Annotated in this window: 13 protein-coding genes; 1 reads left to right on the top strand and 12 read right to left on the bottom strand. The window is 66.9% G+C overall.

The window, feature by feature from the left end; translation table 11 throughout:
• Positions 1-108: 108 nt before the first annotated feature.
• From ACWEWT_RS35040 to ACWEWT_RS34985, 12 genes are all read right to left on the bottom strand, one after another.
• The gene (locus ACWEWT_RS35040) at positions 109-1,956 is read right to left on the bottom strand and encodes an alpha/beta hydrolase-fold protein (RefSeq protein WP_452565192.1); all 1,848 of its coding nucleotides are present in this window, start codon (positions 1,954-1,956) and stop codon (positions 109-111) included.
• A gap of 181 nt (positions 1,957-2,137) precedes the next feature.
• Positions 2,138-3,160, bottom strand: coding sequence for an alpha/beta hydrolase (locus ACWEWT_RS35035; protein WP_452565191.1), 1,023 nt, complete (start codon positions 3,158-3,160; stop codon positions 2,138-2,140).
• A 439-nt stretch (positions 3,161-3,599) separates the two neighbouring features.
• Positions 3,600-4,589: an alpha/beta hydrolase gene (locus tag ACWEWT_RS35030; protein ID WP_452565190.1), complete on the bottom strand. Its 990-nt coding sequence runs from the start codon at positions 4,587-4,589 to the stop codon at positions 3,600-3,602.
• A gap of 361 nt (positions 4,590-4,950) precedes the next feature.
• Complete coding sequence (locus ACWEWT_RS35025; protein WP_452565189.1) at positions 4,951-6,036, bottom strand: alpha/beta hydrolase; 1,086 nt, start codon at positions 6,034-6,036, stop codon at positions 4,951-4,953.
• A 170-nt stretch (positions 6,037-6,206) separates the two neighbouring features.
• Positions 6,207-8,165, bottom strand: a complete 1,959-nt coding sequence (gene zomB, locus ACWEWT_RS35020; protein WP_452565188.1) for a flagellar motor control protein ZomB — start codon at positions 8,163-8,165, stop codon at positions 6,207-6,209.
• The gene (locus ACWEWT_RS35015; protein ID WP_452565187.1) at positions 8,143-9,069 is read right to left on the bottom strand and encodes a decaprenyl-phosphate phosphoribosyltransferase; all 927 of its coding nucleotides are present in this window, start codon (positions 9,067-9,069) and stop codon (positions 8,143-8,145) included. Before ACWEWT_RS35015 ends, zomB begins: the two co-directional genes overlap by 23 nt.
• Complete coding sequence (locus ACWEWT_RS35010; RefSeq protein ID WP_452565194.1) at positions 9,062-9,637, bottom strand: phosphatase PAP2 family protein; 576 nt, start codon at positions 9,635-9,637, stop codon at positions 9,062-9,064. Before ACWEWT_RS35010 ends, ACWEWT_RS35015 begins: the two co-directional genes overlap by 8 nt.
• A 5-nt stretch (positions 9,638-9,642) precedes the next feature.
• On the bottom strand, positions 9,643-11,577 hold the full coding sequence (locus ACWEWT_RS35005; RefSeq protein ID WP_452565186.1) for a glycosyltransferase: 1,935 nt from the start codon (positions 11,575-11,577) through the stop codon (positions 9,643-9,645).
• A complete protein-coding gene (gene glf / locus ACWEWT_RS35000; protein WP_452565185.1) occupies positions 11,574-12,803 on the bottom strand; it encodes a UDP-galactopyranose mutase in 1,230 nt (409 codons plus the stop codon). The genes ACWEWT_RS35005 and glf overlap by 4 nt, the downstream gene beginning before the upstream one ends.
• Before the next feature lie 176 nt (positions 12,804-12,979).
• A complete protein-coding gene (locus ACWEWT_RS34995; RefSeq protein ID WP_452565184.1) occupies positions 12,980-13,648 on the bottom strand; it encodes a hypothetical protein in 669 nt (222 codons plus the stop codon).
• A gap of 138 nt (positions 13,649-13,786) precedes the next feature.
• Positions 13,787-14,560, bottom strand: coding sequence for a MerR family transcriptional regulator (locus tag ACWEWT_RS34990; protein WP_452565183.1), 774 nt, complete (start codon positions 14,558-14,560; stop codon positions 13,787-13,789).
• Positions 14,561-14,644: 84 nt separating this feature from the next.
• The gene (locus ACWEWT_RS34985; protein WP_452565182.1) at positions 14,645-16,114 is read right to left on the bottom strand and encodes a SpoIID/LytB domain-containing protein; all 1,470 of its coding nucleotides are present in this window, start codon (positions 16,112-16,114) and stop codon (positions 14,645-14,647) included.
• 409 nt (positions 16,115-16,523) lie between these two features.
• Between ACWEWT_RS34985 and ACWEWT_RS34980 the strand changes: the two genes are divergently transcribed.
• A complete protein-coding gene (locus ACWEWT_RS34980; protein WP_452565181.1) occupies positions 16,524-18,698 on the top strand; it encodes an N-acetylmuramoyl-L-alanine amidase in 2,175 nt (724 codons plus the stop codon).
• Positions 18,699-18,707: the final 9 nt, after the last annotated feature.

Raw genomic sequence — 18,707 nt, 5'->3', positions numbered from 1 at the left:
GAGGCCTGAACGGCGGGACGGGCCTCAACCCTTGGAGGTGTCTCGTAAGACTCGACTCGGGGGGTTGCGGGGGCATCGACGGCCTGGTCGGCATGCGGGCTTTCGGTGTCAGGGGTGGAGTTCGGGGTGGTTGTCCCGGACAGTTATGTAGCCTCGCTGGAAGTTCTGCTGGGTTCCGCCGGGGATCGCGAATTCGTCGCTGATGGGGAATCCGATGCGGCCGTTCTCGTAGCCGGCGTCGCGCCAGATGTCCATGATGGGGCCGTTGCGTACCGCCCATGCGCCGGAGAGGGGGCTCCAGTAGACGGATCCGCCTTCGAATCGGGTGAACTGTCCCAGGTCCTTCAGCGGGACCTGGGGTGCGGCCGGGAAACCCAGCCAGCTGTTCTCGAAACCGAGTTCGGCGTATTTGCCCAGGATCATGCCTTCGACGCGGTGCGCACCGGTGGCGGGGCTGAAATAGAAGGGTCCGCCTTCGAACGACTGGACCGCGCCGTCCCGGCTGGGGGTCTTCACCTCGGGACCGACCGGATAGCGGGCGGGTCCGCCTTCGAAACCCTGCCGCCCCCATTCGTCGAGGATCGCCCCGCTCACCATCTGAGCGCCCGTCTCGGGCGTCCAGTACAGGGAGCCGTGCTGGAACGGCTGGTAGCGGCCGCGACCGTCCGGGAGCGGCTGCTCGGCACCGGTCGGCAGCCCCAGAGCGCTGCGGGGTCCGGACACCGCCTGGTAGCCGCCACCGATCCGGCCGGCCACCGGGTACGCGCCGCTTTCCGGGGAGTAGAAGACGCGACCGTGCAGGAAGTCCTGGGCCAGACCGCCGGGCACCTGGTATTCGCCGGTGAGGCAGTCACCGAGCCAGCCGTTTCCACCGGCGACCGCGGCAATGGCGCCGGCGACCGCACAGCTCGGCTTGCCGGCGGGCACCCCGAGCGCCCCGGCCGCCTGCGACCAGGACTGGCGCATTTCGAAATCCCAGTACGGCCAGGTGTGCGTCCCGGCTGCCCGGTAGTTCACCGTCGCGGGTATTCCCAGTTCGCCGAGTTTCTCGACGAAGTTCTGTGAGGTCAGCAGGGCCAGTGTCTCCAGACCCATACCGAACATATTCGTGCTGACCCCGGGTATTTCGCTGCCCTGGTCGTGTTTGCCGGAGGCACCGGTTCCACTGGAGATATAGAGGGATTTACCTTTCAGCCGATCGGCGATCAGCAGCGGATCGTGCTCTTCCCACTGCGGGCTGCCGGGCGGGCCCCACATCGCCGCGGAGTCGAACCCGCCGGCGTCGACCATTGCCAGCCGAATAGCCTGTGGCATCCCGAGACTGGTGGTGGTGAGAAAGCCCGAATAGGAGGCGGCGTATTTCACGAACTCGGGATTGCGCGCGGCCAGGAACATTGCGGCCGTTCCACCCATGGACAGTCCGGCGATTCCCCTGGTGGAGGTCGCGCGCCACTGACTCTCCAGCAGCGGGGGGAGTTCCTTGGTGAGAAAGGTCTCCCATTTGTAGTTCTTGCCGTTGTCCGGCTGCAGCCAGTCCGAGTAGAAACTCGATTGCCCACCGACCGGTAACACCACGGTCGCGTTCTTGTCGGCGAAGAAATCCACCGCGCCGGCGTCTTTGATCCAGCCGTTCTCGTCGTCGGTGGCGCGCAATCCGTCGAGCATGTACAGCACCGGGAATTCGGCGTCCGGTCGGGTGTTCCAGTCGCGGGCGAGCAGTAGCCGCACCTGGATCGGGGCGCCCATGGCCGGTGAGTTCACCCAGACGGCCACATCCCGGTCGGTGTGCCAGACCACATTGCGTATCGTCGCCGGCGCAGCGGCCGCGGTCGGCTGGCCGGATGCCGGGGTCTGGGTGGCGGCGAGGGGAAGTATCAGCGCGGCCGCCAAGGCCGTGAGCTGCCGCCGGGCGCGTCCACGGGACCGGCCTGTCGTCCCCCCGTTCACGCGTGTCATCCCTGCCACCCACTGTTTGTACCGCCGGTGGGTGCCGATATCCGGTAAGACGCGCGGACAGCAAATCAGTTCGCCCCGGCCGTGACCGCCTACGACAAAGGCGCCACCTGCTTCTATACGAAGCAGATGGCGCCTTCGGGATATCTATCGGTTCAGCGGCAACCGAACGGCTTACCGTCGATCACCAGCCGTTGGTGGAATCCAGGAACATCTTGCGCGAGGCGAAGAGCTGGCTTTCCCAGTACTTCCACGAGTGGGTACCCACGCTCGGGAAGTCGAAGTAGGCGTCGATGCCGAGGGTCTTCAGCCGCGCCTGGAAGGCCCGGGTGTTCACCAGCGACAGCGCTTCCAGCGCCATGGCGTTACCGGTGTTGAACGCACCGACCGCACCGGCCGGCTTGTCGTACGGGCCGGGCAGGCCGCTGGCCGCCGAGATGTACATGGGCAGGCCACGCAGCTGCGGGGCGAAGACGAACGGGTCCATGCGCAGCCAGGCGGGGCTCCACGGGGCAGCCATCGAGTCGACGTTGAAGCGACCCGCATCCAGCATGGCGATACGGATGGCCTCGCGCATACCCGGCGCCGAGATGTTCAGGTAGCCGGAGTAGGCGGCGGCCGAACGGAACTGGTCGCGGTGGTAGGCGGCCAGGGCCAGCGCGGCGCTACCGCCCATCGACAGGCCCGCGATCGCGTTGTTGGTACGCGAGACGCCGTGGCCCTCGAGGAAGGCGGGGAGCTCCTGGGTCAGGAAGGTCTCCCACTTGTAGGTGAACTTCTGACCGTTGGTGTTACTGGGCGAGTACCAGTCGGCGTAGAAGCTCGCCTGGCCACCGACCGGCATGATCAGGGAGATGTTGTCGTTGCCGAACTGCTGCAGCGCGTTGGTCTCGAACGACCAGGCGTTGCGGTCGTCCCGGGCACGGAGGCCGTCGAGCAGGTAGAGCCCGGCGTTACCGCCGCGCGCCGCCCACTGCACCTGGACCTTGATCGGGCCCATGCTGGACGGGACCATCAGTTCTTCGAAGGCGCCGCGCTTGACCGGCGCCGCCGGCGAGGCCAGTGCGGCGGTCGGGGCCGCGATACCTGCGGCGACCGGTAGCGCGAGCACTGCCGCGCCGATAGCCAGAATCCGGTTACGCCAACCGCGGGGTGCCCGCGAGGGCCCGGTACTTCTCTTCGGGCCGGCTGCCCTGCCGAAACGCATGAATTCTGCTCTCTTTCTGCTGTTGTGGTGTTGTTCGCTACCGCTGTGCGGACAACACCCCGTTTCTCCTCGGCGGCGCCGGCGTCCGGTCCCGACCAACCACTGGGCCGACAGCGCTACAACGATCTGGTCACAGATGTGCTCGGTGGACCTTATTCGACCCCATCGAGCGGAGGCAAGGCCGTGCTCATCGGATGGCCGAAATCCGCCGCGAGAACGCTGTGATCGCCCCGTGACGATACCTTGCCCGGGCGTTGATGTCTCGGCGGGCCGGGATATTCGGCTGTTATCGAAATCGCGCTCCGACCTGGGTTGTGTAACGGAATACGAACCGAGGACGAATTCCTATCGACAGCAGTGTGCCCGCCCCGAAGGAATCCTTCGGGGCGGGCACACTGCTGTCGGTCCGGGATCGCCTGATCGAGACCCCGAACTGCGTTTATCCGATATTCGCCGACAAATCCGGGAGCATCCGATACACCTCGGCCTCCCAGTAGGTCCAGGAGTGAATACCGGTCGCCGGGAACGAGTAGGTGACATTGTTCGCGCCCAGCGTCATCATCCGCACCTGGAACGCCCGGGTGTTCGCCAGCGCCAGCGCTTCCAGCCCCATCCCGTTGATCGTATTGCCGTTGAATCCGTCCGCGGGGCCGGGCAGCGCGCTTCCGGCGGATATCCACAGTCTGGTGTTGTGGTCGCGCAGCAGTGGCGCGAATACGAACGGATCCATCCGCAGCCACTGCGGGCCCCAGGGCGGCGCCATGGAATCCACGTTGTAGCCGCCGGCATCGACCATGGCGGCCCGGATGGCTTCGCGCATACCGGGCGCGGAGATGTTCAGGTAGCCGGAGTAGGAACCGGCGAAGCTGAACTGGTCGGGATGGTGGGCGGCCAGGGTGAGCGCGCCGCTACCGCCCATCGACAGACCGAACACGCCGTTGCGGTTCGGGTTGAATCCGAGCCGGCTGTTCAGGGCCCAGCGCAGATGCTGGTTGATGAACGTCTCCCAGGCGTAGCGGTAGCTCTTTCCCGGCCCCTCGGAAATGGTATTGAGGGCTCCGGACCCCGACGAGGAACCCGTCGGTGGAAGACCGAAGAAGGAGCTGGCCGCGTTCCAGTCGGCGTAGAAGCTGGACATGCCGCCGATCGGCATGACGACATTGATATTCCAGTCGGTCAGCGCGTTGGCGACATTGGTGTCGTTCTCCCAGCCGCTGTGGGTCTCGGGAGCGCGCATACCGTCGAGGGCGTAGACCACCCGATTGGTGTTGCCGTCCTTGGCACGGAAGACCCGCGACCTGATCGGGCCCATCTCCGGTGAATCGACCCAGAAATCGAATCCCGCCGGATTGGGGGCCGCTTGGACCGCGGGGGCAACATCGGACAACGCCACGGCGAGGGGCGCCAGTAGCGCCACGGCCACCCCCATCGCCCACCGTTGTGCCCAGCGGCGGGTTCGCACCGATCCGGGCCTGCGCGCACTTCGCATTCGACTAGACCTTTCGCCTGGACAGCCGGATAGCAAATTACGAGCTACGTTACCGGCCCCATCTCGGATACATAGACCACAGCGCCCGTGGAACCCGGAAGCCGTTATCTGGATACATGTTCCTGGTGAATCAATCGGGCAACCGCACCTTCATGTTGCCAGATAGTGGCACAGGTCACAGCCACGCCGACACGCTGTACATCATACCGTTGCCGGCGCCGCGTCCGCCGGGCCCGGCAACGATCCCGCAACGAGGCCGACCGGTCTGCTTCCATGAGCCGGGGCCGACGGCCCCGGCGGATCAGCCGATATTCGCCGACATATCAGGGATCATCCGGTACACCTCGGTCGCCCAGTAACGCCAGTTGTGGACACCGACCGCGGGGAAGTCATAGGTGGCGTTGGTCGCGCCCAGCGACATCATCCGCACCTGGAACGCCCGAGTATTCGCCAGCGCCAGCGCTTCCAGGCCCATGGCGTTGACGGTATCGAAACTCAGTCCGTCGGTAGCCGCCGGAAGACCGCTACCGGCCGAAACCCACAGCCGGGTGTTGTTGAGACGCAGCATCGGCGCGAACACGAACGGATCCATCCGCAGCCACTGCGGGCTCCACGGCGGGGCCATCGCGTCGATATTGAAACCACCCGCGTCGAGCATCGCCACGCGCAGCGCCTCTCGCATACCGGGGGCGGACACATTGAGATAGCCGGAATAGGAACCCGCGTAGCGGAACTGATCGGGGTGGTAGGCCGCCAACGCCAGCGCGGCACTGCCGCCCATCGACAATCCGAACACCCCGTTGCCGTTCGGGTTGAAACCGAGCCGGTCGCGCAGCGCCCAGCGCAGGTCGCGAGTCAGGAAGGTCTCCCATTTGTAGGTGCTGGTCCGGCCGACACCGGCCGCCGAACCCGAGGCAAGTCCCGATCCGGAATCGGCCGCCGAGCCGGTGGCACCACTGGCACTACCGGAACTGCCCAGTCCGAAGAAATCGCTGGGCGCGTTCCAGTCCGCGTAGAAACTCGACCGGCCGCCTACGGGCATGACCACGTTGATGTTCCATTTGGTCAGTTCCCGGGCGACATCGGTATCGATCTCCCAGCCGCTCAGATCGTCCCGGGCGCGCATCCCGTCCAGCGCGTACACGACCCGGCCGGTATTGCCGTCGGCAGCGCGGAACACCCGGGATTTGATGGGGCCCATCTCCGAATCGACCCAGAAATCGATACCGCTGGGATCGAACTGCGCCGAAGCCGGTGCGGCCGGTCCGGCCACCGAGACACCGACCGGAAGCAGCGCCGCCAGCGACAGCAGCACCGTTCGCTTCAGTCGATCGCCCAGCCGCCGCGGACGCTCGGTCCGGACACCACCGCCGACAACCCCACGCATTGTTCCCGCCCTCCGTCGTGCGACCCACGGTCGCGCAGTACGACTACCGGTCCTCCGGCCCGGACGAGCCGGGGCCGGACGCCAGCACTTTAACCCGAGCACAGATCGAACGCCCACCAAGAATGCGCAGACGTGGTAAGCAGCCGAACCGCAGTCCGGGAAAACGCAGTTCAGCGCACCGGTGGAATCGGATCGACGAGACCACAGCGTTGAATCTCATATTCGGGGACCCGGTCTATACGGTACGACGCGAAATCGAAAGCGTGCAGCAGATTGTGCTTGAACCGCTCCAGGGTCAGCGGTCCCTGGTAGGACAGCATCAGCGCGTAGGTGTCCGGGCAGGACATCGCGACCCGGGCCTGTTTGACCCAGTCCTCGTCCATGTACCAGGGCAGCCAGGGCTTGATGTCCACCATGCCGGTCTCGACGATCACCCAGTCCGGATACAGGCTCTTGTCGTGTCCGATCCGTCCGTCGGTGAGTCGTTCGGTATGTGCGGCCAGCGGGAAGGCCAGGCCCATGGGATCGATGACCCGGACGTCCAGGGGAACGTTCATGCTGGTCATGCCCAAATTGAGGAAGTAGACCGTATGCCCGGCCCCACCCGGTGGGATGGGCAGCGGCGGTGGCGCGATGTACCACATCATGAACGACGGCGAATTGAGGAGCAGACCGCCGTCGGGGGTGTTGTCGATCGCTTCCACCATGGGACGCATCCGGGCGTAGTCGAGATAGTCCTCGGCGCGGATGGGATGGTCGTGACCGGTGTTGAGGACGTAGTAGATCCGTTCGTCCACGATGCCCGATTTGTTGATCGTGGTCCCGGTTTTGATGGCCGTGGTGCCCGAGGCCAGCAGTGCCCAGGCCACCGTTGCGACCAGCGCGACGACGAGGATCGCGAAAGCCGGCACGTCCCGGCGGGTGAGCGTCCGCAAGCCACCGTCGGGCACCCGCAGCGGGATCACCGCGACCGGGAGCAGGAACAGGAACAACTGCGGCAGCAGCATCCGCCCGTGCATGAAATCGCCGCCGACCCGCAGCGCGTAGACCGTCAGGATCAACGCGGCGCCCAGCACCAGCGCGACCACGGCCCACGGCGACCGCAACCGGTCCTGGAACCGGCGGAACCGACCGGCCTCGGCATCCGCCGGAGTACCCACATCAGGGCGTGCGTGATGCGATCGCGCGGCCACCAGACCCGCGATCAGCAGAACCACCAGCGGTACGTAGAGGTAGTAGGGACCGGCCAGATCCCAGAGATAGGTGAAGCCCTGGCCCCATTTCGCCCCACCGGCGTCCTTGGCGACCGCGGTGTTCGGATAGGGCAGGCCGTAGTAGCCCATCCGCCAGATCTGGTACAGCAGTGGAACAGCACCGGCCACCGCCACCATCAGCACCCGCAGCAGCCACGGCCGCAGCCGCGACCGCGGCATCGGCGCGAAGAAGATCAGCAGCAGCGCGAGACCGCCCACCACCGCCATCTCCGGCCGGATCAACGGCGCGAGACCGGCCAGGAAGGCCAGGCCGAGCAGACCGGGCACCTTCGGCTCTTCGGCCTTGCTCCATCGGATCAGCAGCAGCCACAGCAGCGCGATCCAGCAGATGACCAGGCAGTTCTCCAGGCCCGAGGTTACGTAGTCGCGGGCCGGCGGCACCGCGATATAGGCCAGCGCCCCCGCCGGGAACAGCAGTGTGGACGAGGCCGGCCCCCAGAGTTTGCCGGTGCCGAGCATGGCGAAGAGCACCGCCAGCAGCGAAAGCGTCAGCGCGACGCCCAGGACCACGTACTCCAGCCGGGCCTGGGTGAGCCAGCTGAAGAACCAGACGACATAGGTCCATGCCGTACTGGTATTGGTCTCCACCCGTTCACCCGGGTTGAAGACCGGGCCGTTGCCGGCCAGTAGGTTGCGGACGGTACGCAACACGATGAGTCCGTCGTCCGCGATCCAGCGCCGCTCCCAGCCGCCGAAGGCGAACAGGGCGACCGTCACCACGATCCCGCAGGCGTTGATCCCCCGCGAAATCCTGGCGGAACGGCCCGACGAGCGGGGCTGCTCGGTGGCAGTGCGCTCGTCGGGCTGTTCTGTTTCCGCTACTGCAATCTCGTCAGAAGAGATAGACAGCGACACCTACCGCTCCGATCCAGGCGATGGCGAGCAACTGAAGGACGCGATCGCCGAACGCGATCTCTTCCGGTTCCCCGGCCTCACCACCGTCGACGTCCACTGCGTAGCGCAGGATCGCGATGGTGAACGGGATCATCGACAGGGCGAACCATTCGGTGTCCTTGGCCGCACCCTGTTCGAAGGCCCACAGGCCGTAGAAGACCACCACCGCGGTCGCGGCGAGGCTCCAGATGAACCGTAGGTAAGTCGGGGTGTAGTACTCCAGCGATTTGCGGATCTTCGCGCCGGTCGACAGCGCCAGTTGCAGTTCCGCGTACCGCTTACCGGCCGCCATGAACAGCGAACCGAACGCCATGATCAGCAGGAACCACTGCGACAGCGGGATACCCGCGGCCACACCACCGGCGATCGCGCGCAGCAGGAAGCCCGAGGACACGATGCAGATGTCCAGGACCACCTGGTGTTTGAGCCCGAAGCAGTAGGCCAGCTGGATCCCGATGTACACCGCCATCGTCACGGCCAGCTGCCAGGACGCCAGGAACGACAGCCCCAGCGAAGCGAGCAGCAGTACCGCCGACAACGCGAAGGCGAGGTTCACCGGAACCACACCGGCGGCGATCGGGCGGAACCGCTTGGTCGGATGGGCCCGGTCGGCCTCGACGTCCATCGCATCGTTGGTCAGGTAGATACCGGACGCGGCCATGCAGAAGACGACGAAAGCGATGGCGACATTGCCGAGTACATCGAGATCGGTGACCGAACCCGCGGCCATGGGCGCCGCCAGAACCAGGACGTTCTTGACCCACTGGCGCGGCCGGGCCGCCTTGACCAGACCACCGACCAGCGTTTTCGGTGGCCCCTTCACTTCGGCATCGGCCAGATCAGCGCCGGTGGGCTCTTCACTCATGGCAGGCGGCGCCTTTTCGTCTTGTGCGGTCACTGTCGAGTCTCTTTTCGGCGGCGAGCAGGGCGGCGGCGGACGCGGCACCGAGCGCGGAACCGGCGAGCACATCGGAGGGGTAATGCACCCCGAGCACGACTCTGGACAGCAACATCGGCGGTACGAGCACCGCAGGCAAGGGTAGCCCGGTCAGTTTTCCGAGCAGCACCGCCGCCGCGGTTGTCGAGGTCGCATGTGAGGAGGGAAAGCTCAGCTTGCTCGGTGTCGATACGTTGACCTGCACCGATGGTGCGTGCGGGCGGGGGCGGCGGACAATCCGCTTGATCACGATCGAGGCCGCGTGCGCACCCACGGCACCGACGGCCACCCCGGCCCACTGCCGGCGCCGGGGTTTGTCGACCAGTGCCCCGACCGCGGCGATACCGACCCAGCCGAGGGCGTGCTCGCCGAAATGCGACATACCCCGCGCGGCCGAGATCACCGGCGGGGTCGCGATGGCACCCTGGACCGCCTCGAGGATCTTGACCTCCGCCGGAGTCCGATCGGCGCCCGGATCCTGCAGGCTCGGGTTCATCGCGTTCACCGCTGGGTCTCCTCGCTGCTGTCGATCCCGAAAACCTTCTCCCACGCGGCGGTGCCGGTGAGTTCGGCGTGCGCGCTCCGGTAACGCTGCCGCATTTCCGGAAGCCGCGCCGCGAGTTCCTTGCGCAAGCGCAGTGCCTCGCGGAGCAGGCTGTAGGCCTGACGCGGATCCCGTTTGCGGTACACCACGCCGCGACCGTCGGCGGTGGTGACGGTGACTCCGTCGACCTGCGAAAGCAGATACCAGCGGGCATCCAGGGTCGGCACATTCAGCTGCGGCCGGTCGTGGTGTTCCTCATGGGCCGGGCGCAGATTGTGCAGCAGGCCCTTGCCGAGCCGCACGATCTTGGCGATCGGGTTGGCGGGTTCGCCCACCGCGCCGACGCCCATCCCGCTGGCCAGCGGAAGTTCGGTGGACGAGGGCAGGATCACCGCGTCCGGATACTGTTTGCGCAGTTCGTGTACCGCGCCGAGCGCGCTCGGTAGCAGTTCGAACAGGCGTTGCGGACCGGCCAGGAAATCCCGGATCGCCAGATTCTGGATGGCGACGGTCGAGTATTCGAGGCAGAGCAGATGTTTGAGGGTGGCCTTGACCGTATTGACGATCATGGCCTGGCCGTTTCCGGGCTGGTGCAGGGCGGCGACGACCAGCCGATTGCGCAGGTGGAAGTACGCCTGCCAGTCGATCGCGTCGTCCTTGTCGCTCCACGCCATATGCCAGACCGCGGCGCCGGGCAGGGTGACCGTCGGATATCCGGCCTCCCGGGCGCGCAACCCGTATTCGGCGTCGTCCCATTTGAGGAACAGCGGCAGCGGCTGACCGAGTTGTTCGGCGACCTGCCGCGGGATGACGCAGGTCCACCAGCCGTTGAAATCGACATCGATCCGCCGGTGCAGCAGTTTCGAATTGTCCCGGTCGCGCAGCGGGTATTTCGCGAAATCGTGGTCGTATTCGACATTGGGCGCGGCCGACCACATGAAGATGTTGCGGTCGACGACCTCGCCCATCACATGCAGATGCGAACGTTCCTGCAGGTTGAGCATCTGACCGCCCACCAGCACCGGCGATTTCGCGAAACGGGCGAACGCCAGCGCGCGCAGGATCGAATCCGGTTCGATCTCGATATCGTCGTCCATGTAGACGATGAATTCGGCGCTGGTGGTTTTCAGCGCCTCGTACATCACCCGGCTGTATCCACCCGAACCGCCGAGATTCGGCTGATCGTGAATGGCGAGCCGATCACCGAGCACGGCGGCGGCCTCGTCGAAACCGGGTTCGTCGACGACCTTGCGGGTGCCCTGATCGGGAATGATCACCGCGTCGATCTGCGCCAGCACCAACGGATCGGCGCCGAGGGCCTGCAGCGTGGTGACCGCGTCGGTGGGACGGTTGAAGGTCGGCATACCGACCGCGATCCGGCCCGCGCCCGGTGCCTCGATCGGTGCGTACCAGCCGCCGGACACCAGTGTCACCGCGGTATCGGTGGTGATGTCGAACCACAGCCAGCCGCCGTCCTCGAAGGGGCCGAAATCGGCCTCCATCTCGACCGATACGGTTTCCTGGCCGGAGACGACCGCGAACTCGTGGCCCTGGACGTGGATACGGGAACCGTCGGCCTTGGAACGGTACAGATCGACCCGGCCGTGTCCGGCCAGCTCCAGCCGCAGCACCACCGAGTCGAGCATGCTCCAGCGCCGCCAGTAGCTGGCGGGCAGCGCGTTGAAATAGGTGCAGAACGACACCTCGGACTCGGCGCCGATCGATAGCGAGGTCCGGGTGCCGGCATGCGCGCGCCGGGCGTTGGTCGCCGATTCCTCCAGGTACAGCGTGCGCACGTCGAGAGGTTCACCGGGGCGCGGCAGGATCACCCGTTGCAGCAGCGATTTCGCTCTGGTGGCGGACGCACTGTGCGCCAGTGATGCAGAGGTCATACGTCGTTGTTCTCCTCGGCCAGCGCCGCGCCTGTCTCCAGGTGCGGACGCAGCACATTGTCGAACATGTTCAGCGCGCTCGCGATGGCCATGTGCATGTCCAGGTACTGGTAGGTCCCGAGGCGGCCACCGAACAGAACCTTGGACGTAGCGGTTTCCTGCTTGGCCAGTTCGCGATACGCGGTCAGTTTGGCGCGGTCCTCGGGGGTGTTGATCGGATAGTACGGTTCGTCGCCGGTCTTGGCGAAACGCGAGTATTCCCGCATGATCACCGTCTTGTCCGTCGGATAGTCGCGCTCCGGATGGAAGTGCCGGGGCTCGATGATCCGGGTGTAGGCCGGATCGGCGTCGTTGTAGTTCACCACCGAGGTGCCCTGGAAATCGCCGGTGGGCAGCACCTCGGTCTCGAAGTCGATGGTGCGCCAGCCCAGTTCGCCCTCGGCGTAGTCGAAGTAGCGGTCCAGTGGGCCGGTGTACACCACCGGGGCGTCCGGGTTCTGCGCGCGCAGCTCGTCGCGGACGTCGAACCAGTCGGTATCCACCCGGACCTCGATCAGGTCACTGGCGGCCATGTTCTCCAGCCACTTCGTGTACCCCTCCTTGGGCAGGCCCTCGTAGGTGTCGTTGAAGTACCGGTTGTCGAAGGTGTAGCGGACCGGGAGCCGGGTGATGTTGCCCGCGGGCAGTTCCCTCGGGTCGGTCTGCCACTGTTTGGCGGTGTAGTCGCGAACGAATGCCTCGTACAGCGGACGGCCGATCAGCGAGATGGCCTTTTCCTCGAGGTTCTGCGCGTCGGAGGTCTCGATCTCGGCGGCCTGTTCGGCGATCAGCGCGCGTGCCTCGTCCGGGGTGAAATACCGGCCGAAGAATTGCGACACCAGGCCCAGCCCCATCGGGAACTGGTACGCCTGACCTTTGTGCAGGGCGAAAACACGATGCTGATAGCCGGTGAACTCGGTGAACTGCGTGACATAGTCCCAGACCCGCTTGTTCGAGGTGTGGAACAGATGCGCGCCATATTTGTGGATCTCGATACCGGTTTCCGGTTCGGGCTCGGAATAGGCATTACCGCCGATATGCGGGCGGCGATCCAGCACGAGGACTCTCTTGCCCAGTAATTTCGCGCTGCGTTCGGCGACGGTCAGCCCGAAGAAGCCGGAGCCGACGACGATCAAGTCGAACTGTTCGGTGTTATCTGAGTTACCCGGAGACGATGCGGCGGTCACGGGAGCCCAGCGTATCGGAAGCGTTTCCCGACGCCAGTCGGAGTCGGGAGGTGGGAGGTATCGGCTGGTGGGGCGGTCGCGACGGTCGTCCGGCACAGGGCGCCGCCGAAACGAGTTCGCTGGGCCGGTACCCACCGGCCCAGCGAAAAGGGGAACATTCGATCGCGGCCGAGGGGTCAGCGGTAGCCGTAGGGTGCGCCGCCGTAGGGACCGGCCGGGACGGGCTGCTGTCCGGCGTCTATCCACCGTTTGGTGGCAGTCACCGCGGCGAGGACCAGGGTGAGAACCGGGAAGATCAGTCCCAGGAGGCCGACCCCGATCGGGCCGGGCGAGCCGGGGCCGAGCAGGCCCACGATCGTCAACAGGGCCGCGGCACCGCATCCGATGATGACCATGGTGCGTCCCGCGTTGCTCCGCCGCAGCAGCAGGAAACCACCGATGAGCAGGAGCAGGGCGAGCACTGCCTGGACGATGCCCATGGCCAGCGCGAAACCGTTCACGTCGAGATCGAGATCGATATCCGGACCGCTGCTGCTGGAACTGCTGGTGCGCCGACGGGCGCCCGTGGCCAGGGCGGCACCGCTGGTCAGGGAATTACCGGCGGAGGCGAAGAAGAGCAGCGATACCGCCGATACGGAACTGGCGATCCCGCCCAGCAGCGCGAGAACGCCGGCGGTGATTCCGGTGCCGCCGCCGGGGGCCGCGGCCGGGTACCCGTAGCCCCCGGCAGGCGGATAACCCGGCGGCGGATATCCGGGAGCGGGCGCCGGATAGCCCGGACCGGGCGGTGGATATTGCGCCGGATACCCCGGTTGTTGCGGCGGCTGACCATACGGATAACTCACGGGACCTCCCCCTCGTCACGGTTTTCGGGCACTCTACCGCGCATCACCGGCCGTCGCCGGTGCGCCGATTCCCCGGAGAATGTGAAACGCGGCCGCCCGCACACGTATTCGTGTACGGGCGGCCGGCACCGATCACCGCTATTCGAGATTGTTGCCCGCGTAGATCCGCATGGCATCCCGGATCAGTTCCGCCGTACCTTCCGCGTGCACGTCGTAATTGGCTCCGAAACGTTCGTCGGCGACATACATTTCACCCAGATTCGTGAACTCCTGGGCGCAGGGCCGACGACCCTGCCAACCGCCGGTCACCCATTCGTAGTGCCGGGCGGTGATCTCCTGGACTTCCGGGCTGTCCGGCGCGAGACCCGCCTTGCGGGCCCGTCCGAAGGCCGCGGCGATATCGAGCTGGGCCTGCTGGAACGCCTGCTTCTCCGCGGCGCTCAGCGAACGCCACCAGCGGTCACCGCTCTCGTAGGCCTCCCTGCCCCATCGTTCGGTCACCTCGTCCTTGTACTGCGTATGGTCGAATTCCTCGAAAACTTCCGCCGCCACGAGTCGTTCACCCCTTTCCAACTTGTCCAATGTGGTGTGTACCGACACGATCCGGCGGTGGATCCGGTCCTGTTCCTGCCGCAGCAGGTCCAGCTGGGCGCGCAGGGCGGTGATCGCGTCGCGCTCCCCCGCGAGGATCTCCCCGATCACCGGCAGGCCCACGCCGAGCTCACGCAACAGCAGGATCCGCTGCAGCCGGACCAGCGAGCGCTCGTCGTAGTAGCGGTAACCGTTCGCACCGATCCGGCTGGGCGGCAACAGCCCCAGCTGCCCGTAGTGGCGCAGCGTGCGGCTGGTGGTCCCGGCCGCCTTCGCCAGATCCTGGATGGACCACTCGTCGTTGCGGGAGCCCGCGCCCACGACCCTCACCTCTTCCGTTCCGCGTCGGTACCACCAGCGTGCAAGTTGACGCAACGTAAAGGTCAAGCCGTGACGGCGCGCGTCCTAGAAGACCTCGGTCGTCTCCATCCTCGTCGGGATCTGCTGAGCGCCGGGTACGGGCGCGGGCCGGTCGCCGTCCAGGGTCCCGGAACCGGCGGGCCGGGTCTCGGCCTCCGGCGCGCCCGGCACCGTCCGGCCGGCCGGCATCCGGCCCGGCGGCGTGGCCGCCCCGGAATCACCGGTTTCCGGCCCGGAGGTGCCCGATTCGGTATCGGTGGGCGAGGTACCGCCGGTCTCCCCGCTCCCGGCCCCGTCGGTGAGATCCGGTACCAGCCGCATCAGTGTGTCGAAGTCCACCACCTGTGCGCCCAGCTCCGCGGTGTAGACGATGACTCCGTTCTCGAACAGGCGGTACTTGCCCGTGTCCTCGGGCAGGGGCAGCTCCGGGGTGACCGGCAGCCCGAGTGCACCGTGCACACCGCCCATCTCCGCGTACGCGGTTTCGATCGGCGACGGGGTGGCACCGGGCGCGATCCCGGGCAACGACGGCGGTATCCCGCCCGGGGAGACCGGCAGCGATCCTTCCGGTGTACGCGGGGCCGGTACTCCGGCCTTCGTGCCCTCCGGCGAGAGTTCGGTCGGACCGGGGGTTCCGGGACCGGCGCCTTCCGGAAGCCCGGTGGCGACATCGGGGTTCACCGGCGGGAGCGGCATCGGTGTGATCACGGTGAGTTCGTCGGGCGTCGGGCCCACCTCGAAAGTCTGGATATCGGCGGGCGAACCGCCGTCGGGCGCCGCGGAGTACTCGGCACGCAGGATCCGGCCGTCGCGCAGCAGCACCCGGCCCGCCGTGGCCTCGACCGCGGCGGTGGTGCGCGGGTCCTCCTGCGCGGTTCCGGTGTAGACCTGACAGTCGGTGGTATCGCAGGTCTGCGCGAAGGGCCAGCGTGATTCGGCCAGGGCATACGAGCGAGCGGCGACGGCCTGTGCTTCCAGGGCGGCGGGGGCCCAGTCCGGCGGCATCTCCGCCGGGACCACGCCGAGCAGATAGTCCTGCACATCCACCCGGTTCACGGTGCGGGGCTCGCCGTTCTCGGCGGCCACACCGAGGGATCCGCGGTAGGCGCCGCCCCCGCACAACCTGAGGTGTTCGGCCGCCGGGCGGCCGGGAGCGGGATCGATCGGATAGACCCACGGATCCTGGATCGGGTTCTCCCAGAGGACGGGTCCGTCGCAACCCTGGGTGACCACGGCCTGCGCGCCACCGTCGGGTAGCGGGGTGAGCCGGACGGCCTCGCCCGCCTGCAACTCTTGCCCGGCGAGCCGCATCCCGGCGTCCGAGGTGACCACCAGGCCGGCGTTGTCCTGCTCCTGCAGCCGGACCGATACCGAAGCAGGCCCGATGGTGCCCAGTTCGGCGCCCGGATAGTAGAAGGCGAGGATCTGGTCGCCGTTCTGCCCGCTGTCGGCGTTGCGCAGGGCACCGTGCTGACTCAGCCCCCGACCGTGTCCCGGACCGGCTTCGGCAAGCATCCGGTACACCTCGCCGGCGGTGGGCACAAGCATCGCCCCGCTGATCGCCAATGCGGTCGCACCACAGGCGAGTAATGGGCCTGGACGAATCCGCCTGGCCCTCATCGAATATGGCAGACCTGACAGGACCAGCGGATTCCGTAGACGCCCTGAGGCTTTCGGGCGAGTCATACGGTTTCGATATGACATTCGAGCACTCCCATCGTCAGCCCGGACGTTTTCGACTCGGTACGACGTCGGCATGTCGTTTCGACCGGCCACGCTCCGGGAGCTACATTCGAGCGAACAGGAAAGCCTCAACCTCAGGTTTAGATTTGTGACGAATGTGGCTAGTGTGGTCCGTGGGACGGAAGTTCGCAAGCATGACTTGCTCACCGATCACTGGTTGCAACCCTGATTGGAGACGCTCGTGCCCTACCGCAAACCGAAGCGTTCCTGTGTACTGCCGGTTGTCGCGCTAGTAGCGGTAGCGGGCCCGATCCTCATGCCCACCGTCACCGACCTCGGCAAACCCCCGGAGCAGATCGAGCTCACGGCGGTACCGCCCCAGCTCACCGAACTCGCGCTGAAAACCGCGCCCGATACCGTGCTACCGCTGGGCGAACTCACCGGTCTCGACCTGCCGGACCTGCGCCTGGCGGATCTGCAGGCGATGGGCGTGCCCGGACTGACCCCGAGCGGTACGACCACGCCCACCGACCCGAGTCGCCGGCTCCCGGGCCGGCAGCCCGGCCTGGGTTTCGTGACCGAGGGTGGCACCCCGTCCGCGGACACTCCGGCCCTCACCCCCGGCGTCGTCCCCCCCGAATTCATGGACGCGGTGGGTGCGCAGGTCAAGGAGCTCTCCAGAGATCAACCGTTCAGCATGGTCGCGCTGACGGCCGCCGATCTGGCGAACACCACCGTGATGATCCGGGCCCGGCAGCCCGACGGCGGCTGGGGCCAGTGGTACGAAGCCAGCCCCATCGACGGCGCCGACGGCGCGGCCGGTAGCCCCACCGGCACCGACCCGATCTACGTCGGCAACACCACGGCGGTCCAGGTGCTGGTCACCCGGAAGCCGCAACAGCAGCAGAACAATCCACTCGAACCGACTCCGGCGGCCGCCGGAGGCCCGCAGCAGCCGCCCGACCTCACCGCCGTCCTCATCGACCCCGGACGCGGCGCGGTCGACGACCAACTCCAGAACATCGCCGCCGCCCTCCCCGGCGGCGGGCCCCCGGTCATCACCCGTAACCAGTGGGGCGCCGACGAATCGATCCGTTGCCAGGAGCCCACCTACGACGACGGCCTGGGCGGGATCACCGTCCACCATACGGCCGGACGCAACGACTACAGCAAATCCGAATCGGCCGGGATCGTCCGCGCCATCTACGCCTATCACTCACAGACTCTGGGCTGGTGCGATATGGGGTACAACGCGCTGGTCGACAAGTACGGGCAGATCTTCGAGGGCCGCTACGGCGGGCTGGACAAAACAGTGCAGGGCGCCCACGCGGGAGGTTTCAACGAGAACACCTCCGGTGTCGCGATAATGGGCGATTACCAGGTCGAACAGCCGACCGACGCATCGATCGAAGCGGTCGGCAAATTCATCGGCTGGCGGGCCCGGATCGCCGGTCTCGACCCCAAGGGTCAGACCACCATGTATTCGGAAGGCACCGAGTTCACGCCGTACGCGCAGGGCGAGCAGGTGCAGCTGCCGGTGGTGTTCGCCCACCGCGATGTCGGCAACACCAGCTGCCCGGGTGACGCCGCCTACGCGCAGATGGACCGGATCCGGACGATCGCCGCCGGCGAGGTGGGCGCGACCCGCTCGTCGACACCACGCAGCCAGGCGTCGCGATCGGATCTGGCCGCGCTGGCCGACCTCACCGCCAAGCTGCTGACCATGGTGAACGACAACGTGATCGCCAGGTACTGGGTTTCCAAGGGTGGTCCGGACGGCCCGCTGGGCCAGGCAGCCTCGGAGCCGCTCCCCGCGGCGCACGGCCAGCAGTATGCGAAATTCGTGAACGGATACGTCTACACCACGCCCGATGGACAGGTGCACGAAGTCGCCGGCAAGGTCCTGGACCGGTTCCTGGAACTGGGCGCCGATACCGGCGCACTCGGCCTGCCGCTCACCGACGCCTATTCGGTGCCGGAGGGTCTGCGCACCGATTTCCAGAACGGTTCGCTGATCCTGAACCAGGCCGCCGATATCGTCTCCACGCTCTGGAAGACCTACAACGACACCTACCAGCAGCAGTTGCAGAGCGGCGGGGCCCAGCCGGGGACCACCCCGCACACGGTGCCCGGGTCCGGCCCGGCACCGCAGGCGGCGGGGTTGCCCGCGCCCGCGGGGACGCCCGACACCCGGTCGCCGGTACCGCAGTACAGCCCGTCGCCCGGCCCGGCCCCTGCCGCTGCGCCCGGCCCGGCACCGGCGGCCGAACCGGGCCCACCCGCCATCGAACCCGGTCCGGCACCTGTCGCCGAACCCGATCCGGCACCAGCGAACGAGCCCGCGGTTCCACCGGCTCCGGCCGAAGTTCCACCGGCTCCCGCCGAGCCCGTCGCACCGCCGCCCCCGGCGGCCTGACCCGGAAAC

It is taken from the genome of Nocardia sp. NPDC003963, assembly GCF_053605105.1.
Note: the sequence above shows the minus strand (reverse complement) of the source record. Positions and strands in the feature narration are given on the sequence as shown.